Source organism: Streptomyces sp. NPDC008317 (assembly GCF_042955955.1).
Lineage (GTDB): Bacteria > Actinomycetota > Actinomycetes > Streptomycetales > Streptomycetaceae > Actinacidiphila.
In genome coordinates this window covers 479,353-501,018 of sequence record NZ_JBIBFQ010000006.1, presented here as the reverse complement: position 1 = coordinate 501,018, position 21,666 = coordinate 479,353, and the positions used below count along the sequence as shown (strand labels likewise).

Here is a 21,666-nt window from a genome sequence, read left to right as displayed (position 1 = left end):
CGCTGTTACGCGACCCCGTCCTCGCTCTGCCGCACGCACGCCGACTCGCACGCGTCCAGTCGCGCCAGGCCCGCCAGTATCGTCCGCGCCTTCGCCTCCAGGCGGTAGGTGCGGGCCAGTTCCAGGGCCCGGTCCCAGTGCTTGCGGGCGGAGGCGGGGTCGCCGCGCTCGAAGTGCGTACGGGCCAGCACCTCCAGGGTGTCGGCCGCCGTACCGCGGTCCCCGAGCCGGTCCAGGATCGCGACCGTCTCCTCCAGCGCCGCGACCGCCTCGTCGTACCGGCCCACGGTGCGCAGCGCCTCGCCGAGGCTGGTGAGGCTGCGCGCCGTGCTGGTCAGCAGCCCGCGCTCGCGCCACATCCCCAACGCCCGCCGGTAGCAGGCGATCGCGGCGGCCGGGTCGCCCGCGCCCAGGTGCGCGTCACCGAGATTGCCCAGCACGGTCGCGACCCGGTCGGCGTCGCCCACCGCGTAATGCAGGTCGAGCGACTGCCTGCCGTACTCCAGCGCGAGATCGTGGTCGCCCAGCGCGTGGTGCAGCCCCGAGAGGTTGTTGAGGATCGCCGCCTGCCCCTGGAGGTCGCCCGCCGCCTCGAAGTACCGCCGGGCGACGCCCAGATGCTCAAGGCACGGGTCCACCCGGTCGGCCATGCCGTGCGCGACGCCGAGCCTGCTGTGCATCCACGCCCGGCCCTGGACGTCCCCGGTCTCCTCCACGCAGGCCATCGCCTCCTGGAGGCACAGGTCCCACTCACCGGTCCACCAGTACGCCTGCGCGTAGCCGAACAGACCCGCCGCCAGCCGCCACGCCACGTCGGGCCAGCGGCGCGCCGCCGCCAGCCGTATCGCCTCCTTGATCGCGGGCAGCTCCTTGACGCACCACCGCAGCGCGGCCTCCTCGCTGTCGAACTCCAGCGGGGGCACGGCCGGTTGCTCGTGCAGCGGCGGTATCGGATGGCCCTCTGGCGCGAGCAGGGCCGCGGTCCCGGCGACCGTGACCGTGTACCAGACCAGCAGGCGGCGCAGGCCGTTCTCGCGGACCCGCGGCGGCACCTCCTCGGCGGCGCGGGTCGCCGCGTACTCGCCCAGCAGGTCGTGGAAGGAGTAGTGGCCGGCCCGCGGAGTCTGCAACAGGTGCGTGTCGACCAGCGCTTCGAGCAGGTCCTCGGCCGGGGCGGGGTCGCGGCCGATCAGCGCGGCGGCCGGGACGAGGTCCAGCGGATGGCCCGGCCACAGGCCCAACAGCCGGAAGGCGCGGGCCGCTTCGCGCTCGGCGGCCTGCGGGCTGTCGCGCATCGCGAGATAGCTCATCGCGAAGGTGTCCTGCACGGCGAGGCCGCCCGCGGACAGCGCGTGCAGCCGGTCGCCCGCGCCGTCCAGCCGCTCCGCCAGCGCGGTCAGCGGCCAGTTGGGGCGGGCCGCCAACCGGGCGCCCGCTATGCGCAGCGCCAGCGGCAGTCCGCCGCAGGCCGCCAACACCCCGGCCGCCGCCGCCGGTTCGGCCGCCACCCGCTGCTGCCCGCACACCGCGACCAGCAGCCGGTGCTGCTCCTCCGCGCCCAGCGGCTCCAGCGGCAGCCGTACCGCTCCGGGCAGATCAGCCAGCGTCCTGCGGCTCGTCACGATCACCGCGCTGTCGCCGCGGCCCGGCAGCAGCGGCACCACCTGCGCCGCGTCGCCCGCGTTGTCCAGCACCAGCAGCACCCGGCGGCCGTGCAGCGCCTGCCGCAGCAGCGCCGACAGGTCGTCCGGGTCGTCCGGCAGCGGCAGCGCGCCGCCGGTGCCCGGCGCGCCGCCGTCGGCCAGATCGCCCAGGAACCGGGCCAGCAGGTCGCGCGGGCGGCGCGCGTCACCCGCGCCGAAGCCGCGCAGGTCGGCGTAGAGCACGCCGTCGGGGAAGTCGCAGCGCGCCCGGTGCGCCGCGTGCACCGCGAGCGCCGTCTTGCCTATGCCGCCCATGCCGGTGACGACCGCCACGCGCGGGGCGTCCGGGTCGCAGGGGCGTATCACCCCGAGCAGCGCGGCCAGTTCGTCCGTACGGCCGGTGAAGTCGCCGGTGTCGGCCGGGAGTTGAGCCGGGGGAGTGGACGGCTGGGATTCCTGCGGGGCCGCTTCGTCCTCGGGGGCCGCCAGGATCTCGCGGTACGCGGCCTGCACCGAGGGGCCCGGCTCCACGCCCAACTCGTCGACCAGTGTGCGGCGCAGGTCGTGGAAGGCGGCAAGTGCCTCCGCCTGCCGGTGCGTTCGGTGCAGGGCCAGCATCCACTGGCGGTGGAACGGCTCGCGCAGCGGATGCGCCGCCGTCAGCGCCGCCAATTCCGCCGCCATTCCCTGATGGCGGCCCAGCGCCAACTCCGCGTCGAACCGCCACTCCAGGGTCTGGAGCCGGGCCTCCGCCAAATGCGCCGCGTACGCCCGCAGCGGGTCCGACAGCGCCGGTACGTCCGCCAGCGGGTCGCCGCGCCACAGCGCCAGTGCCGCCCGGCACTCGGCCAGCACCGCCGGCCAGTCCCCGTCCCGGTGCGCCGCCCGCGCCGCCGCGTGATGCCGTACGAACACCTCGGCGTCCAGCTCGCCGACCGCCACGTCCAGTACGTAGCCCTGCGGGACCGCCCGCAGGCGCGAACCCGGGCGGTCGTCCTCGGCCAACAGCCGTCGTAGCCGGGCCACATGATTGTGCAGCGACGCCGTCGCCGTCGGCGGGGGCTCCTCGCCCCACATCGCCGCCTTCAGGGCCTCCGGGCGCACCGCCCGGCCCGGACTGCTCAACAGCGCGGCCAGCAGTGCCCGCGCCTTCGCCGAGCCGACGCCGCCACCCTCCACGGTCACAGCTCCGAGCAGCTCGAACCGCATCCGTGGCCCTCTCTGGCCGTTCCCCCGAACGGCGCGTTAGCCCCATGTTAGCGGCCGGTTGGCGCCCCCCTCCATGCTTGACCTCCGGGTCCGGCCCGGCGGCGCGGGTGGGTCCATCCACCGCCGCAACGGGGGCGCGGCACGCCGCGGCCGGACCCGACCACTTCGCCCCCTCCCGCCCTCCGGGCGCGGGAAGACCGCCTCGCCTCTCCGCAAGGCCGTGCCCCTGCGTACGCCGCAGATGCGGTCGCCTTCGGGCCGGCAGCCCGGTGGGGGCGTGTCGCGCAGTTCCCCGCGCCCCTGAAATCCCCCTCCTCGCGCAAGGCCAGCGGCCCTCGTCCTCATCCGCGAGGACCTGTGCCCCTGGTGGGGCGGACCGTTTTTTGCCCAGGGCGGCACGCCGATCTTTTAGGGGCGCGGGGAACTGCGCGCTCAGCCACGGCGGTGGCGCGGGTGAAGAACCGGCCCCAGCGGGGCAGATGCGGTTGTTTTCGGGCTGGCAGCCCGGTGGGGGCTTGTCGCGCAGTTCCCCGCGCCCCTGGTGGGGCGGACCGTTTTTTGTACGGGGGGCAGGCACGGGCTTTTAGGGGCGCGGGGCTGTGTTTGATGTGCGGCTGCCGCCGCGTGGGCGCGCTCAGCCCGCGCGGTGGCGCGCCTCTGAAATACCGACCCCAGCGGGGCAGATGCGGTTGTTTTCGGGCTGGCAGCCCGGTGGGGGCGGGCCGCGCAGTTCCCCGCGCCCCTCAAAAGAATCGGTGTGCCGCCCTGGGCAAAGGGCGCTGTTCGGGGGCGCGGGCCGGGAAAGATCGGGGGCCCACAGCGGGAGCGTGTCAGTGGGGTGTGGGCGGCGTGTCAGTGGGCGGGGGGAGGGTGGGGGCATGAAGAAGACGGTGGGCGGGGAGAGAGCGGCAGCGAAGGCGGCGGCGTTCGGGAAATTCGTGGTGTGCGGCGGAGGCGTCGGCCTGCTGTCGAGCGCGGTGCTGGTGGCGGCGGCGGGCCACGCCCCGTTCGCGCTGGTGAACGCGGTGGTCACCGTGGTGTCGACGCTGCTGGCGACGGAGCTGCACCACCGGATCACGTTCAGGTCCGCCGAAGGCGGATGGGCGGGGTGGCGGGTGCACAGCAAGTCGGCGCTGACGCTGCTCGGGGCATACCTGTTCACGACGGCGGCCGTCCTGACGCTGGACCACGCGCACCCGCACCCGGGCGCCCTGCTGGCGCAGGCCGTGTACCTGGGAGCCTCCGCCCTTGCGGGCATCGCCCGCTTCGCGACGCTGCGCCTGCTGGTCTTCCCCACCCGGAACCCGGCCCGCGAGGCCGCCCGCGAGGCCGCCCGCGAGGCCGCCCGCGAGGCCGCCCGCGAGGCCGCCCGCGAGGCCGCCCGCGAGGGCACCCGCGAGGCCGCGAAGCCGCTGGACCGGGACGGTGTGGCGGCAGCCGCGTAACGGCCCGGAGACGTCCCCGGGCGCCCCGTAACATTCCCCGTTCCCCGCCGCGTCGAAGAGGTGAAGGGTCGGACGGGGGAAGGGGAGCGGGATGCGAGAGGGGGAGACGGCGGCGTATCTGGAGTTCGCGGCGGTCCGCGCGAGCCACCTGTACCGGTCGGCCTGTCTGCTCGCCAGCGGCGACACGCACCTGGCGGAGGACCTGGTCCAGGAGACGCTGGGCCGGATGTTCGTCGTCTGGGGCCGGATGGCGAAGGTGGGGAATCCGGCCGCGTACGCCCAGACGGTTCTGGTCCGCGCCTTCCTGACCCACCAGCGGCGGCGCAGCAGCAAGGAACGCCCGAGCGCGGAGCTGCCGGACAGCCCCACGCGGCACGGCGACGACGCGACGCTCAGGATCACGCTGCTCGACGCGCTCGGCCGGCTCTCGCCGAAGGACCGGGCGGTCCTGGTGCTGCGGTACTGGGAGGACCGCAGCATCGAGGAGACCGCCGAGGCCCTGCGCTCCACACCGGGAGCCATAAGGACCCGCACGGTACGCGCGCTCGCCCGGCTCAGGGCGGATCTCGGCGGCAGCCTCGCCGATCTCATCGCCCGCTGAGCCGCGTCGGCTGCAACCGATTCCCGTCGACAGACAGACAGACAGACCAACCGGCCGCACCCGTGGCCGTACCCCCCCACGTAGACCGCATCCGTACACACCAAACCGAGACGGTGGTTCCGCCATGCCCATCGAACCGATCGAATTCGAAGACGAGCTGGGCGACGCGCTGCGCCGCACCGCCGACACGTTCCAGCCGGACGACTCCCGCGGCCTGGTCGCGGAGGGGCACGCGCACGGCCGCAGACTGCGCCGCAGGCGTACGGCCGCGATCACCGCGGGCGTCGCGGCCTTCGCCCTGGTCGGGGTGGGCGGCGCGCTGGTCGGCGGCCTGGCCAAGGGCGACGGGGGCAGCGGGGTCGCGTCGGCGCCCACGAAGCCCGCGGTGTCGTCCACGGCCTCGGACAAGGCGAGTTCCGCGGCGAAGCCGGCCAGGCCCGCGATGACGGCCAAGCAGGTGATGGACCTGTTCCTGGCGACGCTGCCCAAGGGGCATGTCACGAAGTCCACCTGGCCCAGCCGCGGCACCGAGGAGGGCATTCCGCTGGCGGCGGTCGTCTTCAACAAGGGGCTGGTGACGCTCGGCATCGGCGCGGGCGAGGCGGTGCCGTCGTGCCCGGACTTCCCCTCGCAGGACCCGGACACCTCGTGCACGTCGACGCACGTGCACGGCGGCACGCTGACGATCTCCAAGGGCTTCGAGTACTCCGACCACCGGGCCGAGACCAAGGAGTGGTACGCGACCCTCGTCACACCCTCCGGCGCCGTGATCAGCCTGAGCGAGTGGAATTCCAGGGATGAGAAGGACGCCCCGATCTCACGTCCGAATCCGCCGCTCAGCTCGGCCCAGCTCGCCAAGATCGTCACCGACCCGCGCTGGCAGCGGGTGATCGACGCGCTGCCCGACCCGGACAAGGCGACCTGGGACAACGCGGCCACGGACCCGTCGGCGAAGGACAAGGCGTCCGCCCGCCTGGCGGGCACGTACGGCGGCTGACACCGCCCCCGGCCCGGACGTTCCCCGACCCGTCTCCCGGCCCGTCCCCTGGTGCCTCGCAGGGCCTTCCCCCCGCCCCCTCCTCCGGTCCGCCGCCGACCGGACCGGGGGAAGGGGGGCTTCCCGTTCACAAGCTTTTTGCGCATGCTTTGAGTACCCGGGTGCCGTCGGCGACGGCTTTCGGGTGACAATGCGACAGTCGAAGCTGAAGTATTCGGCACAGTTGGCCCCCTGAAAGAAGCGAGGATCTCCATGTTGCGAAACGGGCTGGAGCCGTGGCACCTGATCGTGGTGGCGATCGTCGTCATCGTGCTGTTCGGTTCCAAGAAGCTGCCGGAGGCGGCCCGCGGACTCGGTAAGTCGATGCGCATCCTCAAGTCCGAGGCGAAGGCGATGAAGAGCGACGACACGGGGCCCGCGAGCCCCGAGCCGACCGCCACCGCCACCCCGGCGCCCGAGGCCATCACCCCGAGCGACGTCGTGACCGCGAGCGAGACGACCCCGACTCCGCAGCCGACGACCACGGCCAAGTAGCCGCCCCGCGCGCGGCGTTCACCGCCGCGTCCGCCGGGTATCCGGCCGAATCACCGCGAAGCGCCCGTCGGCCCCCCGCCGGACGCCGCTGGGACGCGGCCTGCCCCCGCCCCCCGTTTCCGGGATCCGGCAGCCTTGATACGTTCCTGATGTCCAGGAACCGGAAGGCCGGATCCGGTGGAGTGACGGGGGGCCAGGGGTGACCACGGGTACGGGCAGCGCCGCGGAAGCCGTACCGCAGGAGTTTCTGACCGGTTTTCCCGAAACGCTCGCCGAGGTCTCCCGCAGTTGCCGCCCGCTCAGCCGCGCCGAGCGCGAGAGCCGCCGCGCGCTGGGCGAGCAGGCGGCGGACTCCGGCATAGCCCTGCCGTCGCTGATCGGCACCCACCTCACGGCCGTCCGCGAGACCTGGCCCGTACTGCCCGGCGTGGCGGACGCCAGGAGCACCGCCGAGCTGCGGCAGGTCGGCGCCGCCGTACTGGCCGCCCTGGAGACCGGTGTCGCCGCCCTCGCCGAGGGCCACAGCCGGGCGCAGCGGCACTCGGTACGCCGCGCGGCCCTCGCCCGCCGCGCCTTCGTCGACGACCTGCTCTACGGCCGCAGCGACCCCGGCCGCCTCGCGGAACAGGCCGAGGGCTTCGGACTGCGGCTCGCGGGCCAGCACGTCGTGGCCGTCGCCGCGGCGCCCGAGGACGGGCCGTACGACGAGACGCACCCCGCGCTCAGCCGGGTCGAGCGCGAACTGGCGGGCCGCTTCGGCGACCATGACGCGCTGGTCGCGCCCAAGGACGGCCGGATGGTCTGCGTCGTGCCCGGCACGCAGCGCCAGGTGCTCGACGCCTTCGTGAAGACCGTCGCCGCGCCCAGGACCGCCGTCGGCCGCTCGCACAGCGGCGCCTCCGGCGTGGTCCGCTCGTACGAGGAAGCGCTCAGCGCCCTGGACCTCGCCGACCGGCTCGGCCTGGAGGCGACCGTGCTCAACGCGGCCGACCTGCTGGTCTTCCCGGTGCTGATGCGGGACCGCGCGGCGATGCTCGACCTGGTCAAGACGGTGCTGGGCCCGCTGGAGGAGGCGCGCGGCGGGGCGCTGCCGCTGCTGGAGACGATCACCGCGTACGCCGCCGCCGGGTACGTGAACGCCGAGGCCGCCCGGCGGCTCGACCTGAGCGTGCGCGCGCTGTCGTACCGGCTGGAACGTATCGCCGCCGTGACCGGCTTCGACCCGGACGACGCCTTGCAGCGCTACACCCTGGAGACGGCCGCGATGGGCGCGAGGCTGCTGGACTGGCCGACCAAACCGCTGTGAGCCGCGCGCCGACGCGGCGCGTGCGCTGACGTGGACGGGCGCGCCCGAGCCAGGGCCCTGCCCACGCGGCGGGCGGGACGACGCGGCGGGCGCGCTGACGTGGACGCGCACGCCCCAGTGAGGGCCCTGCCCACGCGGCGGGCGGGACGGTTCGGCGGGTGCGCTGACGTGGCTGGTGTGCCGACGCGCGGGCCGGGGCTACGCGGCCGGCGGGGGCGGTGTCGCGCCGGTGGGTATCGCGGCCGCTCCGGCGGCGCGGGCGGCGGCCACTTCGGCGGCTTCCGCCTCCTGCGTCGGGCAGCTCCGGTCCTCCTCCGAGCGGGCCTCCTCGCACTCCGTCTTGAGCCCGGCGCTGATCGCCCGGCCCGCGTCGCGCAGCGTGGCCAGCTGCTCGGGGGTCAGCACGTCGAAAAGGTGCTCGCGGACGGCCGTCACATGCCCGGGGGCCGCCGCTTCCAGCGCGGCGAACCCGGCGTCGGTGAGCGTCGCCACCCAGCCGCGCCGGTCGCAGTCGGCGGGGCTGCGTACCACCCAGCCCTGTTTCTCCAGCGCGGACACCGCGTGCGAGAGTCGGCTGCGCGAGGACTGCGAGGCTTCCGCCAGCTCGCTCATCCGCAGGCTGCGCCCGGACGCCTCCGAGAGCCGCACCAGAATCTCGTAGTAGGCCATCGGCATGCCGGACTCGCGGCGGAGCTGGCGGTCGATATACGCCGAGAACTCCACGCTGGCGGTCATATACGCACGCCAGATCTCCTGCTCGTCGTCGCTCAGCCAGCGCACATCGTCCATACCCACCAGCATACGGGTGGTTGAACTCTCAACACCATGGCGTTATGGTGGGTGAGCGCTCAACCAAATACCCCGGTTCACCGCTCAAGGAGCCCCACATGTCCTCCCAGACCGAAGTGATCGACGGCTACGTCGCCGGCAAGTGGACGATCGACGCGGTCCACTCCGATGTCTCCTTCTACGTCCGTCACCTCGGTGTCTCCAAGGTCCGCGGCAGCTTCGACAGCTTCGAGGGCACCATCGAGACCGCCGAGAACCCGGTGGACTCGAAGGTCTCCGCGGTGATCAAGACCACCTCGGTGAGCACCAACAACGAGATGCGCGACAACCACGTCCGCAGCGCCGACTTCCTGGACGTGGAGAAGTTCCCGGAGCTGACCTTCACCTCCACCGCGATCCGCCCCAAGACCTCCGAGCTGTTCGAGGTCGACGGCGACCTGACGCTGCACGGCGTCACCAAGACCGTCACCCTCCAGCTCGAACTGAACGGCTTCGGCACGGCCCCCCAGGGCCACGCCATCGCCGGTTTCTCGGCCGCCACCGAGATCAGCCGCAGCGACTTCGGCGTGACCGGCGGCGCCGCCGGCGCGGCCGTCAGCGACAAGATCCGCATCGCGCTGGAGATCGAGGCCGCCCAGGGCTGAGGCCCCCGCGCCCCGCCCTGCCACGGCACGGCACGGCACGGCAGATCACGCGTTCTCGCGCCTTCGCGCGGCGTATTCCACGGCTCCGGCCGCCCTCCGTACGGGTCACTCCGCGCGGACGGCGGCCGGAGCCGTTTCGGTTGCGGTCGGTTCAGGACGTGTAGACGCGGTGAAGACTGCCGGGAACCGGCAATGCGACAAAGGTTCCCGGACTGCGACAATCATCGCGGGGCGGGGGAGAGCCGCACAGGGGGGAGGTGTTGGGGATGGGGGAGTTCACCAGCATCGTTCTCGGCTTTCCGACCGTCCTGTTCGGCGGGGCCCTGGTGGTCGTGGTCTGCTTCTGGCTCGTTGTGCTCCTCGGGGGGGCCGATGCCAACGGACCCGGACACCACGGCCCCGACGCCGACTTCGGGGGCGCCGGACACGGCGGTCACGGCGGACTCGACGCGCACGCGCACGACGCCCCGGACGGCGGCCACGAGGGCCACGGCGGACTCAGCGGCCTGCTGGCCGCCACGGGACTGGACGGCGTGCCCGTCACCGTCGTCTTCTCGCTGCTCACCGCGCTCGCCTGGTTCCTGAGCCTGGCCGGCTCCGCGGCACTCGACGGCGCCGGCCCGCCGGGCCTGGTGCGCACGCTGCTGTCCTTCGCCGTCCTGTGCGGCGCCGTGATCGGCTCCTGGTCGCTGACCTGGGTGCTGGTCCGCCCGCTGCGACGGCTCTTCCCGCACGAACGCCCGCCCTCACGCGAGGACTTCGTCGGGCAGCCCTGCGTGATCCGCACCGGACGCGTCACCGGCGCCTTCGGCCAGGCCGAGGTCACCTCGCCGGACGGCTCCACCGCGGTGGTCCAGGTCCGGCAGAGCGGCGAGGACAGGTACGCGGCGGGCAGCACCGCGCTGATCTACGCGTACGAGCCCGACGGCGAGTTCTTCTGGGTCGCGCCGTTCGACCCTTACGAACGCATCGGCCCCGCGACGGTCTGAGCGGTTCAACCCCTGAAGGCCGCGACGCCCGAAGGCTTCACCGCCTCGGGGCCGCGACGCCTCGCCGCGCCCGCCCATCCGCACCCCCGCTGAACGTCCCCACTGAACGTCCCCGCCGGCCGGACCACTCCGGCCGGTCCGCCTCGCCGCGCGGCACCAAACCGCCGTACGGCGGCACATCGTCCCCGCACCACCAGACCCGTAGAACCTGAGGATCTGCCATGGATGCCACCGCCATCGGAATCGGCGTGCTCTTCGGAGTGCTTCTGCTCATCGCCCTCGGAACGCTGTTCACCGTGAGCCGGCTGTTCCGAAAAGTCGCCCAGGGCCAGGCGTTGATCATCTCCAAGGCGAAGCATGTCGACGTCACCTTCACCGGCGCCGTCGTGCTGCCCGTCCTGCACAAGTCCGAGCAGATGGACATCTCGGTGAAGACCATCGAGATCCAGCGGACCGGCCGCGAGGGCCTGATCTGCCAGGACAACATCCGCGCCGACATCCACCTGACCTTCTTCGTCCGTGTCAACAAGACGAAGGAGGACGTGATCAAGGTCGCGCAGGCGATCGGCACCGAACGGGCCAGCCACCAGGGGACGTTGCAGACGCTGTTCAACGCGAAGTTCTCCGAGGCGCTGAAGACCGTCGGCAAGCAGCTCGACTTCGTCGACCTCTACACCCACCGCGAGAACTTCCGCGACCGGATCATCCAGGTCATCGGCACCGACCTCAACGGTTACCACCTGGAAGACTGCGCGATCGACTTCCTCGAGCAGACCCCGATGACGCAGCTCGACCCGGCCAACATCCTGGACGCGCAGGGCATCCGGAAGATCACCGAGCTGACGGCGATCGAGCACGTGCGCACCAACGAGTTCCAGCGCACCGAGCAGAAGGAGATCACCCGGCAGAACGTCGACGCGCGCGAGACCATCCTGGAGCTCGAACGCCGTCAGGCCGAGGCCGAGATCAAGCAGCGCCGCGAGGTCGAGACGCTGCGCGCCAAGGAAGAGGCGGCCACCGCCCGCGTGCAGGAGGAGGAACGCCTGGGCGCGCAGGGCGCGTTCATCCGCACCGAGGAAGTGCTCGGCGTCCAGCGCGAGAACCAGCAGCGCGAGATAGCGGTCGCGCAGAAGAACCGCGAGCGGGTCATCGCCGTGGAGAACGAGCGGATCGAGAAGGACCGCGTCCTCGAAGTCATCGCCCGCGAGCGGGAGACGGAGCTGTCCCGGATCTCCAAGGAGAAGGAGGTCGAGTCCGAGCGCCGCGAGGTCGCCGACGTCATCCGGGAGCGGATCGCGGTCGACCGCACGGTGGCCGAGCAGGAGGAGTCGATCAAGGCGCTGCGGCTGGTGCAGGAGGCCGAGCGCGAGCGGCAGGCGCTCATCATCACCGCGGAGGCGCAGGCGCAGGAGCAGCTCGTCAAGGACATCAAGGCGGCGGAGGCGTCCGAGCAGGCCGCGCACCACAAGGCACGCGAGTCGCTGACCATGGCCGAGGCCCGCAAGCAGGCCGCCGAGCTGGACGCCGCCGCCAAGATCCGGCTGGCCGAGGGCATCCGGGCGGAGGCCGCGGCGGCCGGGCTCGCCGACGTCGAGGTGCGCGAGCGCAGCGCGGAGGCGATCACCAAGGTCGGTCACGCCGAGGCCGAGGCCACCGAGGCCCGGCTCAAGGCGGAGGCGGAGGGCTCGCGGCTGCTGGCGCTCGCCAACGCCGAGGGCACGACCGCGCAGGCGAAGGCCGACGCGGCGATGATCGGCGAGAAGCTGAAGGCGGAGGCCGAGGGCCTGACGGAGAAGGCCGCCGCGATGGCGGCGCTCGACGACGCCTCGCGCGGCCACGAGGAGTACCGGCTGCGGCTCGCCGCGGAGAAGGACATCCGGATGGCCGGGCTCGACACGCAGCGCTCCATCGCGGAGGCGCAGGCGACGGTGCTGGCCACCGGCCTGGAGCACGCCGACATCCAGATCGTCGGCGGCGACAGCGTCTTCTTCGACAAGCTGCTCGGCGCGGTCTCGGCCGGGCGCAGCGTCGACAACTTCGTGGCGAACTCCGACACCGTCAAGACGCTGGCGGGCACCTGGCTCGACGGTTCGGGCAATAGCTTCACCGAGGACGCCACGCGCGTGCTGTCTTCGCTCGGGTCCGGTGACGTCGCCAACCTCACCGTCTCCGCGGTGCTCGGGCGCCTGATCGCCGAGGGCGGTCCCCAAACGGGTTCGCTGAACAAACTCCTCGACCAGGCACGGTCGTTGGGCCTGGCCGACGCGCCGCTGAGCGCTCTGCGCGGTGCCGCGCCCGACGCCCAGCCCGCGGCCTCCTCGGCCAACGGTCTCGTCAAGAAGTGAGGGGGCCGGGCGTGAGCGGGGCGCAGGAGTCGCGGGGCACGGCACCCGAGGGTTCGCCGGGCGCGGCCTCAGGGGGGCCGCGCCCGGCGGGCGGGTCAGCCGCGGGCGGGCTGGACGGGGACGCGTACGAGGTGCTGCGCGCACGGCTCACCGCGTCCGCGCGGCTGCTCGCGGACCGGGCGGGGGCGCTCAACTCCCGTCGCCAGGAGGTGTTCGGCACCACCGAGCTGCGCCTGGACGGCACCGAACGGCTGCGCACCGCCCACCCCGCGCAGGCGGCGGACGTGGCCGCCGTCGGCCCGTATCTGCTCTTCGCCTCGAACCCGCCGGAGGTCACCTCGGTCGGCGACGTCTTCCAGGCGCTCCCGGCGGCGTCGGTCGGCGAGGGCGGTGTGGGCGGGCAGGGCAGTGCGGGCGGCGAGGGCGGTGCGGGCGGCGGCGACGCGGGTCCCGCCGGGCTGCTCGACGACCCCGTTTTCGTACGGGAGTTCGGCGAGCTGTACCGCTACTACCGGCAGACGCGGCTGCTGCGGCTGCGCGTCGCCGAGGGGCGGCTGCTCGCGGTCTTCAGCACCGGGCCCGGCGTCGGCGACGTCCGCGTGGTCGGCTGGCGGGTCGCGCCCGACGGGAGCTGCGCGTACGAGGGGACCGCGCGCGAGGAGTGGGCCGACGCCGACGGCGGCGTCTACACCGTCACCTGGGCGGCCGTCACCCGCGAGGACCAGGTGGCGGGGCGCGACCCGCACCTCGCGCTGACCGCGGCCGACGGCGGCACCGTCACCGTCGCCACCTCCGGCGGCACGCTCGCCATCGGCGCCGACGAGGCGTCGTACGAGGAGCCCGTCGAGGACGCGCTCCAGGCCCTCGCGGACGCCGACGTCGCCTACGCCACCGTCGGCCCGCTGGTGCTGCTGCGCGTCCGGCCGTACCGCGAGAACGCCGACCGGCACTTCGCGGTCAACACCAGGACCGGCGAGATCGAACGGCTCGACGCCCTCGGCCAGGCGTGCCTGCGGCTCCCCGACGACCAGGGCGTGGTCTTCCCCGGCGGCTACGCGCTCGCCACCGGCGGCACCCGCGCGTACGAAACCGGTCCGGAGGAGCTGGAGTTCGAGCGGATCGTGCGGTCCGCGAACGGCGAGGACGTGCTGTACGTCTTCCTCGCCGCCGACGGCCGCCGCCTGCTGCTGCCGTACAACCTCATCCGCAAGGAGGCCGCGGCGCCGCTGCACGTCCAGGGCGCCGCGCTCTACGAGGACGGCACGCTGCTGACGCTGCGCCCGGCCGACGGCGGCGAGGCGGCCCGCGTGCACATGGTGCAGCGCTGGGAGACGCCGTTCCTGTCCGACGCCTACGCCGCCGCGCAGCCGGTCGGCGGCGGCCCGCTGGAGCGGATCGGCAACCCGGACCTGGTGCGGGCCGTCGCGGACACGCTGTCGGTGGCCCGTACCGCCCTGGCCCTGGAGGCCGCGCCCGCGCTGCCCGGCTACGAGGCGCTGGTCGGCGAGTGCGAGCGGGTGCTCGACCGCTACCACTGGCTCGGCGACATCGAGGAGGACGCCGCCTCGGCGGACGCGGCCTCCGGCGACCTGGTCGCGCCGCTGGCCCAGGTCCGCGACACCGGCCGGCAGGTGCTCGCCGAGTACGCGCGGGTACGCGACCTGACCGCGCGCGCCGCGACCGCCGTCGACGAGAGCGCCGCCCGTATCGCCGTCCTCGTCCGGCAGGCGCGCGGCGAGGCCGTGAAGTCCGCGGACGAGTGGGTCGAACGGCTCACCGAACTGCGGCGCGCACAGGGCCACTTGATGTCCCTGCGCGAGATGCGGTACGTCGACGCCGAGCGCCTGGACGCGCTCACCGCGAGCCTGGCCAAGGACCTGGCGGACGCCGCGCGCCGCGCGGCGGGGTACTTCGCCGACGAGCACGCCTTCGACGGCTACCGGGACCGGGTCGCCGCGACCGCCGCCGACGCCGAGGCCATCGGGGCCGCGGCGGACGCGGCCGAGGTCGCCGCCGTCCTGGACGAGCAGGCCACCGGGCTCGCCACCGTCACCGAGATCGTCGGCACCCTGGAGATCGACGACGCGACCGTCCGCACCCGCATCCTGGCCGCCGTCGCCGACGTGCTCGGCGCCGTCAACCAGGCGCGGGCCGTGCTCGACGGCCGCCGCAGGGAGCTGGCCGCCGCCGAGTCCGAGGGCGAATTCGCCGCCGAGAGCGCGCTGTTGGCGCAGAGCGTCAGCGGGGCGCTGGCCGCCGCCGACACCCCGGAGAGCTGCGAGGAACAGCTCGGCCGGCTGCTGGTCAGGATCGAGAACCTGACCACGCGCTTCGCCGCCGACGACACCCGGCTCGCGGCCCTGGACGAGCGCCGCGAGGAGATCCACCAGACCTTCGCCGCCCGCAAGCAGGCGCTCGCCGACGAACGCGCCCAGCGGGCCCAGCGGTTGGCGGCTTCCGCTGAGCGCGTCCTGGCCGGGGTGCGCCGCCGCGCCGCCGCGCTGCCCAGCCTTGACGACGTCAACACCTACTTCGCGTCCGACCCGATGGCTGCCCAGCACCGGCGGATCGCCGCGCAGTTGCGGGACCTCGGCGACCCGGCGCGGGCCGCGGAGGCCGAGGCGGCACTGGCCGCGGCCCGGCAGGACGCGGGCCGCTCGCTGCGCGACCGGCTCGACCTCTACGACGCGGACGGCACGGTGATCCGGCTCGGCCGCCACCGCTTCGCCGTCAACACCCAGCCGCTGGAACTCGCCCTCGTCCCGCACGCGGACGGCCTCGCCTTCACCATCTCGGGCACCGACTACCTCGTGCCGGTCGCCGACCCCGCCTTCGCGGCCACCCGCCGCTTCTGGGACCGCCCGGTCGTCTCGGAGTCGCCCGACCTGTACCGCGCCGAATACCTCGCCGCGACCCTGCTGCTCGACGCCCCCGGCGCTCTGACCGACATCCCCGCGCTGGTCAAGGAGGCCGCCGCGGCCCGGCTCGACGAGGGTTACGAGCGCGGTGTCCACGACCACGACGCGACGCTGCTGCTGACCGCGCTGCACGAGCTGGACACGGCCGCGGGCCTGCTCCGCCACCCCGCGGCCGACCGCGCCCTGGCCCAGCTCTTCTGGACCCATGGCGCCGCCCCGGCCGCCCGGCCGGCCTGGACCACCAGGGCCCGCTCGCTGAGCAGGGCCGCGTCCGCCTTCGGGGACTCCGCCGCCGCCGTGCCCGCGCTGACCGAGCTGGCCGCCGAACTCGACTCCGCCGTACGGGACTTCGCCGCCCGTGCCGGACTCGGCCGGATCGGCGCGGTGGGGGAGGGGACGCCCGTCGGCGACTACCTGGTGGCCGAACTGGCCGCCGACCGGACCGGTTTCGTCGGCGGCGCCGAGGCGCGGGCGCTGCGGGAGCGGTTCGTCTCCGCGCTCGGCGGCGCGCAGGGCGTGCCGTACAAGGAGTTCCTCGACGACCTCGGGGCGCTCGGCGACGACCTGGGCGCGCGCTGGCAGCTCGTGACGGGCTGGCTCGGCGCGCATGCCACGAGCTCCTCGGCCTCTTCGGCCTCTTCCGTCTCTTCCGTCTCTACCGCGGACGGTGAACTCGCCGAGGCCGCCGCCGCGTTCGTCTGCGGTCCCGACCTCGCTGTCTACGCCTCCGAGGCCGCCGTCGGCACCACCGTGACCGGGCTGCTGGGCACCCACCCCCGGATCACCGCGCGGCGGATGGCCGTACGCCTGGACGAAACCCTCACCCGCGTACGGCGGTTCAGGGCCGAGGACGTCCCCGCCTACCGCACCTACCAGCGGCACCGCACCTCCGTGGTGGCCGCCGAGCGCGACCGCCTCGACCTGGACGCCTACCGCCCGCGGCCGTTGACCGGCTTCGTCCGCAACCGGCTGCTCGACGAGGTGTCGCTGCCGCTCATCGGCGACAACCTCGCCCGCCAATTCGGCCCGTCCGGCGGCCTGTTGATGCTGATGTCGCCGCCCGGCTACGGCAAGACCTCGCTCGTGCAGTACGTGGCCGCCCGGCTCGGCCTCGCCCTGGTGACCATCGACGGGCCCGCGCTCGGCACCGGCGTCACCTCGCTCGACCCCGAGCGCGCCCCCGACGCCACCTCGCGCCGCGAGGTCGAGAAGATCAACTTCGCGCTGGAGCTGGGCTCCAACGTGCTGCTCTACCTGGACGACATCCAGCACACCTCGCCCGAGCTCCTTCAGAAATTCATCACGCTGTGCGACGCGCAGCGCCGCGTCGAGGGCGCGGCGGGCACGTACGACCTGCGGGGCAAGCGGTTCGCGGTCTGCATGGCGGGCAACCCGTACACCGAGTCCGGCCGCCTCTTCCGCGTCCCGGACATGCTCGCCAACCGCGCCGACGTCTGGAACCTCGGTGACGTCCTGACCGGCCGGGAGGCGCTCTTCGCGCTGAGCTACGTGGAGAACGCGCTCACCGCCAACGAGACGCTCGCGCCGCTGGCCGGGCGCGAGCGCGGCGACCTCGAACTCCTCATCCGGCTCGCCGAGGACGACCCCACCGCCCGCGCGGACGACCTCGCCCACCCCTATCCGGCCGCCGAGCGCGAGGACATCGTGGCCGTCCTGCGCCATCTGCTGCGCGCCCGCGCCACCGTGCTGGCCGTCAACGCCGCCTATATCGCGTCCGCGGCCCGCACCGACGCCTCGCGCACCGAGCCGCCGTTCCTCCTCCAGGGCTCCTACCGCACGATGTCCCGCCTCGCCGCCCGTATCCAACCCGCCATGAACGAGGCCGAGTTGGAGGCCGTCATCGACGACCACTACCGCGCGGAGGCGCAGACCCTCGCCTCCGGCGCCGAATCCGCCCTCCTCCACCTCGCCGCCCTCCGCGACCGGCTCACCCCCGCCGAGGCGGCCCGGTGGTCCGCCATCAGGTCCGCCTACGCGGGGGGCGGTACGGCCGTGGGGTAGCGGGACACGGCCGGCCGCGTCGGCCCACGCGGCAAATCCGGTGACGCCGGGGCCCTCCCCCCGGATACTGCCGCCCATGGACGAGGTCAATGTGGTGGTCGCCCACTCCGAGCGCGCGACCCTGCGCGTCGGCGACGTGTTCTTGAAGGTGGACGCCGATCAGGCGCGTATCGACGTCGAGGTCGAGGCGATGGCCCTGGCGCCGGTCCCGACCCCGGAGATCCTGTGGCGCGAGCCGCCCGTGCTCGCGCTCGCCGCGGTCCGGGGCACGGCGCTCGGCCGCCTCGGTGAGCCGTCGCCCGCGTCCCCGGCGGCGTGGGCCGCGGCGGGCGCCGCCGTCCGGCGGCTGCACGACGCGCCGTTGCCGCCCTGGGCAGGCCGGCGCCGCCGCGACCCCGACGAGTTGGCGGGGGAACTCGACGGCGAGTGCGAGGCGCTGGTGACCAGCGGTGTCCTGCCCGCCGCCCTGGTCACCCGCAACCGCCGGGTCGCCGAGGCCGCGCTCCGGGCGTGGACGCCGGTGTTCGCGCACGGCGACCTCCAGATCGATCACGTCTTCGTCGACGGCGCCGAGGTCACCGGCGTCATCGACTGGTCGGAGGCGGGCCGGGGCGACGCCCTCTTCGACCTCGCCACCTTGACCCTCGGCCACGAGGAGCGCCTCGGCGACCTCCTCACCGGCTACGGCGCCGACGTCGACCTCGACGCCCTGCGCGCCTGGTGGTCCCTGCGCGCCCTCCTGGGCGTCCGCTGGCTGACCGAACACGGCTTCGACCCGTTCGCCCCGGGCTGCGAGGTCGACGTCCTGAAATCCCGTATGTAGCCCCGTACGCAGACCCCCGAGCCCCGGGCCGCGCCACAGCGCGGCGCGGTCAACCGACCGGGGCCGCACCCCGGAAGGCTATTCGGCGGCGGGACGCAGGGCGTGGACCAGGGGGCGGAGTCTGGTGGCGCGGAGGCGGTCGACGGCGGGGGCGGCGCGGGGGGCCAGGAGGGAGACGGGCCAGGCGACGAGGGCACCGACGAGGAGGCCGACGACGACGTCGTGCGGGTAGTGGACGCCGATCCAGACGCGGGAGGCGGCCATGAGGAGGGCGAGGGGGACGGCGAGACGCAGTCCCAGGCGCCGGTCGGCGAAGAGCAGGCCGACGGCGGCGGCCGCGGCGATGGCGGAGTGGTTGCTGGGGAAGGACCAGTCGCCGAGCGCCGGACACGTCTCGACCGTGACGGTGTGCAGCGTCTGACAGGGCCGCTGCTCGTCGAAGACCGCCTTGACCCCGTCGTTGACGAGGAAGGCGACCACGACGGTGAACGGCACGGCCAGCGCCGCCGCCATCGCGGCGGACCCGGCGGGGCGGGCCCGCCACCAGACGATCAGCATCAGGACGGCGAAGAGGCCGAGCCCGTAGTCGCTGAAGAAGCGGACGGTGTCGTCCACGGGCTGCGGGGTGCGCCCCGCGAGGTCGGTGATCCAGCGGTACAGGCCCGCGTCGAATTGCGAGGTCACGGGCGCTCCGGGTCAGAGGCGGCGGGGGTTGTCACGGCGGGCGCGGACGCGGCGGGTACGGGCTCGGCGTCGGCCGCCTTCGCGCCGTCGCGGCGGCTGCGCCGTACCTCCAGGACCAGCGGCGCCAGCGAGACGACGACGATCACCGCGACGATCGGCAGCAGGTACGTGTCCACGTGCGGGATCGACGAGCCGAGCCCGTAGCCGCCGAGCACCAGGCCGACGGTCCAGACGGCGCCGCCCGCGATCTGCCAGACGGTGAAGGTGCGGACCGGCACGTTCAGCGTCCCGGCGAGCGGGTTGAGCACCGTGCGCACGATGGGGATGAAGCGGGCCAGGACGACGGCCTTGGCGTGGCCGTACCGTTCGAGGAGTTCCGCGGCTCTGGCCGCGCCCTGGTGCAGCTTGGCGTTCTTCGTGCGGTTCAGCAGCGCGGGGCCGCCGCGCCGTCCGATCACGTAACCGGTCTGCGCCCCCAGCAGCGCCCCGGCCACGGCGGCGAGCAGCACCTGCCACAGCGAGAGATGCACCACATCGGAGGCGCCGGGCACGCACAGCAGCCCGGCGGTGAAGAGCAGCGAGTCGCCGGGCAGGAAGAAGCCGATGAGCAGGCCGGTTTCGGCGAACATGATGACCGCGATGCCGATGGCCCCGAAGGACGACAGCAGGGAGGTCGCGTCCAGGACGTTCACGGCCTGATCGAGCGCGGGCAGGGGCATGACGGTGGGGCCCTCCCATAATGGGTCCTGGGGTGCCGCGCGGCACCCTCCCCGACTACAGTCGTGTAGTCGGTCTACAGAACTGTAGACGAACGAGCCGGAAGGGGCGATCCATGACGGAGGCCAACGCGTCGGCCCGGCGGCCTTCGGGTGAACTCGAGGCGAGCGTGCTGGCCGCGCTGTGGGCGGCCGACGGCCGCGCCCTGACCCCCGCCGACGTCCAGCGCGACCTGGGCACCGCCCTCGCGCGCACCACCGTCACCACGATCCTCGCGCGCCTCTACGAGAAGGGGTCCGTCAGCCGCACCCGTTCGGGGCGCGGCTACGCGTACCTGCCGGTCCAGGACTCGCCGGGCCTGGCCGCCCGCCGCATGCGCACCGAGCTGGACAAGTCCGGTGAGGACGACCGCGGTACGGTCCTGGCCCGCTTCGTCTCCCAGCTCGACCCGGACGACGAACGGCTGCTGCGCGAGCTGCTGGTCCAGGCGGAGGACGACGGGCCGTCCCCGGCCCCCGGCCCCGCCGGTCCCGCCCCGGAGGGCCGCCGCCCGTGAACCTCGCCGTCTGGGCGCCGCTGCTGCTCCCGCTGCTCGCCGTGCCCGCCGCGCGGCGGCTGGCGGACGCGCTGCCGCCGCGCGCCGCGGCCTGGCTGCTCGCCGGGTCCGCCGTCGCGCTCGCCGCGTGCAGCACCACCGCGCTGCTGCTGCTCGCCGGGGCGGGCGCCCTGCGGCTCCCGCCGGTCGCCGCCTTCGCGCACTTCGTGCTGCCGGTGGTCGGCGACCAGGTGACGGTGGCCGCCGCGTGCGTCGCCGCCGTGCTGCTGGCCGCCGTCGTCACGGCGCTGGTCCGCACCTCGCGCCGCCACCTCGTGCTCGCCGCGCGGGCCCGCAGGCGCGCCGTCGCGGCCGGTACGGCGGCCGGTGACCTCACCGTCCTCCAGGACCCCGGCCCCGACGCGTACGCGCTGCCCGGACGGCCCGGCCGGATCGTCGTCACCACCGGCATGCTGCGCGCCCTCGGTCCCGCCGAGCGCGAGGCGCTGCTCGCCCACGAGCGGGCCCACCTCGCCGGGCGCCACCACCTCTTCCTCGCCGCCTTCGCCCTCGCCTCCTCCTGCCACCCCGCCCTGCGCGGCCTGCGCGGGCCGCTGTCCTACGCCCTCGAACGCTGGGCCGACGAGTCCGCCGCCCTCGCCGTCGGCGACCGCCGCCTCGCCGCCCGCGCCATCGGGCGCGCCGCCCTGGCCTCCCGGCCCGGCGTCCGGCCGCACGCCGCGCTCCCGGCCGCCACCGGGCCCGTGCCGCGCCGCGTCGCCGCCCTCCTGGCCCACCCCCCGACCACCCCCCACCTCCGCGCCCGCGCCCCCCGCGCCATAGCCCTCGTCCTGGCCTCCTGCCTCGCCCTGTCCGCCGCCAGCGCCCTCCAGGCCGCCCACGACCTCCACGGCTCCATCGAGGTCGCCCAGGGCGAACGCTGACCCCGTCGCCCGTCGCCCGTCGCCCGTCGCCCGTCGCCCGTCGCCCGTCGCCCGTCGCCCGAGGCCCCCGGCCCCGGGAGGGGGGCCGATGTCGCGCGGCGCCGGCGCGCGGTGACCCATGCCTTCCGCGTTCACGCGAACGGCACCTCGGCCGGAGGAGCGCGGCCGGGGTGCCGTACCGGGATCGCGGGTGCTGCCGCTGTCCGGTCAGGGCGTGCCGAGGGTCAGGAGACCAGGGCCTGCCAGGTGTTGGGGCCGACGATCCCGTCGGCGGTGAGGCCGTGGGCGGACTGGAAGGAGCGGACGGCGGTGTTGGTGCCCGCGCCGAAGGCACCGTCCACCGCCAGGGACGAACCGTGCGCGTTGAGCTGGCTCTGCGCGGCCTGGACCGCGGCGCCCGACGAGCCCTGCTGCACGGTGACGATCAGGGCCTGCCAGGTGTTGGGGCCGACGATCCCGTCGGCGGTGAGGCCGTGGGCGGACTGGAAGGAGCGGACGGCGGTGTTGGTGCCCGCGCCGAT

17 protein-coding genes are annotated in these 21,666 nt (G+C 74.3%); 12 read left to right on the top strand and 5 right to left on the bottom strand.

All coding sequences use genetic code 11. The features are described from left to right. Positions 1–5: 5 nt before the first annotated feature. Positions 6–2,852, bottom strand: a complete 2,847-nt coding sequence (locus ACFY9V_RS22405) for a BTAD domain-containing putative transcriptional regulator (RefSeq protein ID WP_391162525.1) — start codon at positions 2,850–2,852, stop codon at positions 6–8. Between the two features lie 878 nt (positions 2,853–3,730). On the opposite strand from ACFY9V_RS22405, the gene ACFY9V_RS22400 reads away from it, so the two are divergent. The 5 genes from ACFY9V_RS22400 to ACFY9V_RS22380 all read left to right on the top strand — a co-directional run bounded on the left by ACFY9V_RS22400 (position 3,731) and on the right by ACFY9V_RS22380 (position 7,735). After that, positions 3,731–4,297 (top strand): hypothetical protein, encoded by a 567-nt coding sequence (locus tag ACFY9V_RS22400; RefSeq protein ID WP_391162523.1) that lies wholly within the window; start codon positions 3,731–3,733, stop codon positions 4,295–4,297. 91 nt (positions 4,298–4,388) lie between these two features. Further along, the gene (locus ACFY9V_RS22395) at positions 4,389–4,898 is read left to right on the top strand and encodes a SigE family RNA polymerase sigma factor (protein WP_355336390.1); all 510 of its coding nucleotides are present in this window, start codon (positions 4,389–4,391) and stop codon (positions 4,896–4,898) included. 124 nt (positions 4,899–5,022) lie between these two features. Next, entirely contained in the window at positions 5,023–5,895 is an 873-nt protein-coding gene (locus ACFY9V_RS22390; RefSeq protein WP_391162521.1) for a hypothetical protein, read from the top strand. 252 nt (positions 5,896–6,147) lie between these two features. After that, entirely contained in the window at positions 6,148–6,429 is a 282-nt protein-coding gene (tatA, locus tag ACFY9V_RS22385; RefSeq protein WP_355336392.1) for a Sec-independent protein translocase subunit TatA, read from the top strand. A gap of 199 nt (positions 6,430–6,628) precedes the next feature. After that, complete coding sequence (locus ACFY9V_RS22380) at positions 6,629–7,735, top strand: helix-turn-helix domain-containing protein (protein ID WP_391162520.1); 1,107 nt, start codon at positions 6,629–6,631, stop codon at positions 7,733–7,735. Positions 7,736–7,933: 198 nt separating this feature from the next. Here the strand turns inward: ACFY9V_RS22380 and ACFY9V_RS22375 are convergent, their stop codons facing one another. After that, positions 7,934–8,524 carry a MarR family transcriptional regulator gene (locus tag ACFY9V_RS22375; protein ID WP_355336394.1) on the bottom strand — a complete coding sequence of 197 codons (591 nt, stop codon included), beginning with the start codon at positions 8,522–8,524 and terminating at the stop codon, positions 7,934–7,936. Between the two features lie 98 nt (positions 8,525–8,622). Between ACFY9V_RS22375 and ACFY9V_RS22370 the strand changes: the two genes are divergently transcribed. The 5 genes from ACFY9V_RS22370 to ACFY9V_RS22350 all read left to right on the top strand — a co-directional run bounded on the left by ACFY9V_RS22370 (position 8,623) and on the right by ACFY9V_RS22350 (position 18,265). Beyond that, a complete protein-coding gene (locus tag ACFY9V_RS22370; protein ID WP_355336395.1) occupies positions 8,623–9,168 on the top strand; it encodes a YceI family protein in 546 nt (181 codons plus the stop codon). Between the two features lie 266 nt (positions 9,169–9,434). Continuing rightward, a complete protein-coding gene (locus ACFY9V_RS22365) occupies positions 9,435–10,157 on the top strand; it encodes a hypothetical protein (protein ID WP_391162519.1) in 723 nt (240 codons plus the stop codon). 221 nt (positions 10,158–10,378) lie between these two features. Continuing rightward, the gene (locus ACFY9V_RS22360) at positions 10,379–12,502 is read left to right on the top strand and encodes an SPFH domain-containing protein (RefSeq protein WP_391042994.1); all 2,124 of its coding nucleotides are present in this window, start codon (positions 10,379–10,381) and stop codon (positions 12,500–12,502) included. 11 nt (positions 12,503–12,513) lie between these two features. Beyond that, entirely contained in the window at positions 12,514–17,442 is a 4,929-nt protein-coding gene (locus tag ACFY9V_RS22355; RefSeq protein ID WP_391162518.1) for a DNA repair ATPase, read from the top strand. Positions 17,443–17,518: 76 nt separating this feature from the next. Then, positions 17,519–18,265: a phosphotransferase gene (locus ACFY9V_RS22350; RefSeq protein ID WP_391162517.1), complete on the top strand. Its 747-nt coding sequence runs from the start codon at positions 17,519–17,521 to the stop codon at positions 18,263–18,265. A 78-nt stretch (positions 18,266–18,343) separates the two neighbouring features. Here ACFY9V_RS22350 and ACFY9V_RS22345 read toward each other — a convergent pair whose 3' ends face one another. Beyond that, positions 18,344–18,949 carry a phosphatase PAP2 family protein gene (locus ACFY9V_RS22345; RefSeq protein WP_355336400.1) on the bottom strand — a complete coding sequence of 202 codons (606 nt, stop codon included), beginning with the start codon at positions 18,947–18,949 and terminating at the stop codon, positions 18,344–18,346. Then, entirely contained in the window at positions 18,946–19,668 is a 723-nt protein-coding gene (locus ACFY9V_RS22340; RefSeq protein ID WP_355336401.1) for a DedA family protein, read from the bottom strand. Before ACFY9V_RS22340 ends, ACFY9V_RS22345 begins: the two co-directional genes overlap by 4 nt. Before the next feature lie 113 nt (positions 19,669–19,781). On the opposite strand from ACFY9V_RS22340, the gene ACFY9V_RS22335 reads away from it, so the two are divergent. Further along, a complete protein-coding gene (locus ACFY9V_RS22335) occupies positions 19,782–20,222 on the top strand; it encodes a BlaI/MecI/CopY family transcriptional regulator (RefSeq protein ID WP_355336402.1) in 441 nt (146 codons plus the stop codon). Beyond that, positions 20,219–21,145 (top strand): M56 family metallopeptidase, encoded by a 927-nt coding sequence (locus ACFY9V_RS22330; protein ID WP_355336403.1) that lies wholly within the window; start codon positions 20,219–20,221, stop codon positions 21,143–21,145. The genes ACFY9V_RS22335 and ACFY9V_RS22330 overlap by 4 nt, the downstream gene beginning before the upstream one ends. 224 nt (positions 21,146–21,369) lie before the next feature. Here ACFY9V_RS22330 and ACFY9V_RS22325 read toward each other — a convergent pair. Then, on the bottom strand, positions 21,370–21,666 hold a 297-nt coding region (locus ACFY9V_RS22325), incomplete at its 5' end, for a peptidoglycan-binding protein (protein WP_391162516.1).

Coding starts and splice junctions, on each gene's coding strand:
- ACFY9V_RS22405 (WP_391162525.1), bottom strand. CDS start 2,852: ATGCGGTTCGAGCTGCTCGGAGCTGTGACCGTGGAGGGTGGCGGCGTC.
- ACFY9V_RS22400 (WP_391162523.1), top strand. CDS start 3,731: ATGAAGAAGACGGTGGGCGGGGAGAGAGCGGCAGCGAAGGCGGCGGCG.
- ACFY9V_RS22395 (WP_355336390.1), top strand. CDS start 4,389: ATGCGAGAGGGGGAGACGGCGGCGTATCTGGAGTTCGCGGCGGTCCGC.
- ACFY9V_RS22390 (WP_391162521.1), top strand. CDS start 5,023: ATGCCCATCGAACCGATCGAATTCGAAGACGAGCTGGGCGACGCGCTG.
- tatA (WP_355336392.1), top strand. CDS start 6,148: ATGTTGCGAAACGGGCTGGAGCCGTGGCACCTGATCGTGGTGGCGATC.
- ACFY9V_RS22375 (WP_355336394.1), bottom strand. CDS start 8,524: ATGGACGATGTGCGCTGGCTGAGCGACGACGAGCAGGAGATCTGGCGT.
- ACFY9V_RS22370 (WP_355336395.1), top strand. CDS start 8,623: ATGTCCTCCCAGACCGAAGTGATCGACGGCTACGTCGCCGGCAAGTGG.
- ACFY9V_RS22365 (WP_391162519.1), top strand. CDS start 9,435: ATGGGGGAGTTCACCAGCATCGTTCTCGGCTTTCCGACCGTCCTGTTC.
- ACFY9V_RS22360 (WP_391042994.1), top strand. CDS start 10,379: ATGGATGCCACCGCCATCGGAATCGGCGTGCTCTTCGGAGTGCTTCTG.
- ACFY9V_RS22350 (WP_391162517.1), top strand. CDS start 17,519: ATGGACGAGGTCAATGTGGTGGTCGCCCACTCCGAGCGCGCGACCCTG.
- ACFY9V_RS22340 (WP_355336401.1), bottom strand. CDS start 19,668: ATGCCCCTGCCCGCGCTCGATCAGGCCGTGAACGTCCTGGACGCGACC.
- ACFY9V_RS22335 (WP_355336402.1), top strand. CDS start 19,782: ATGACGGAGGCCAACGCGTCGGCCCGGCGGCCTTCGGGTGAACTCGAG.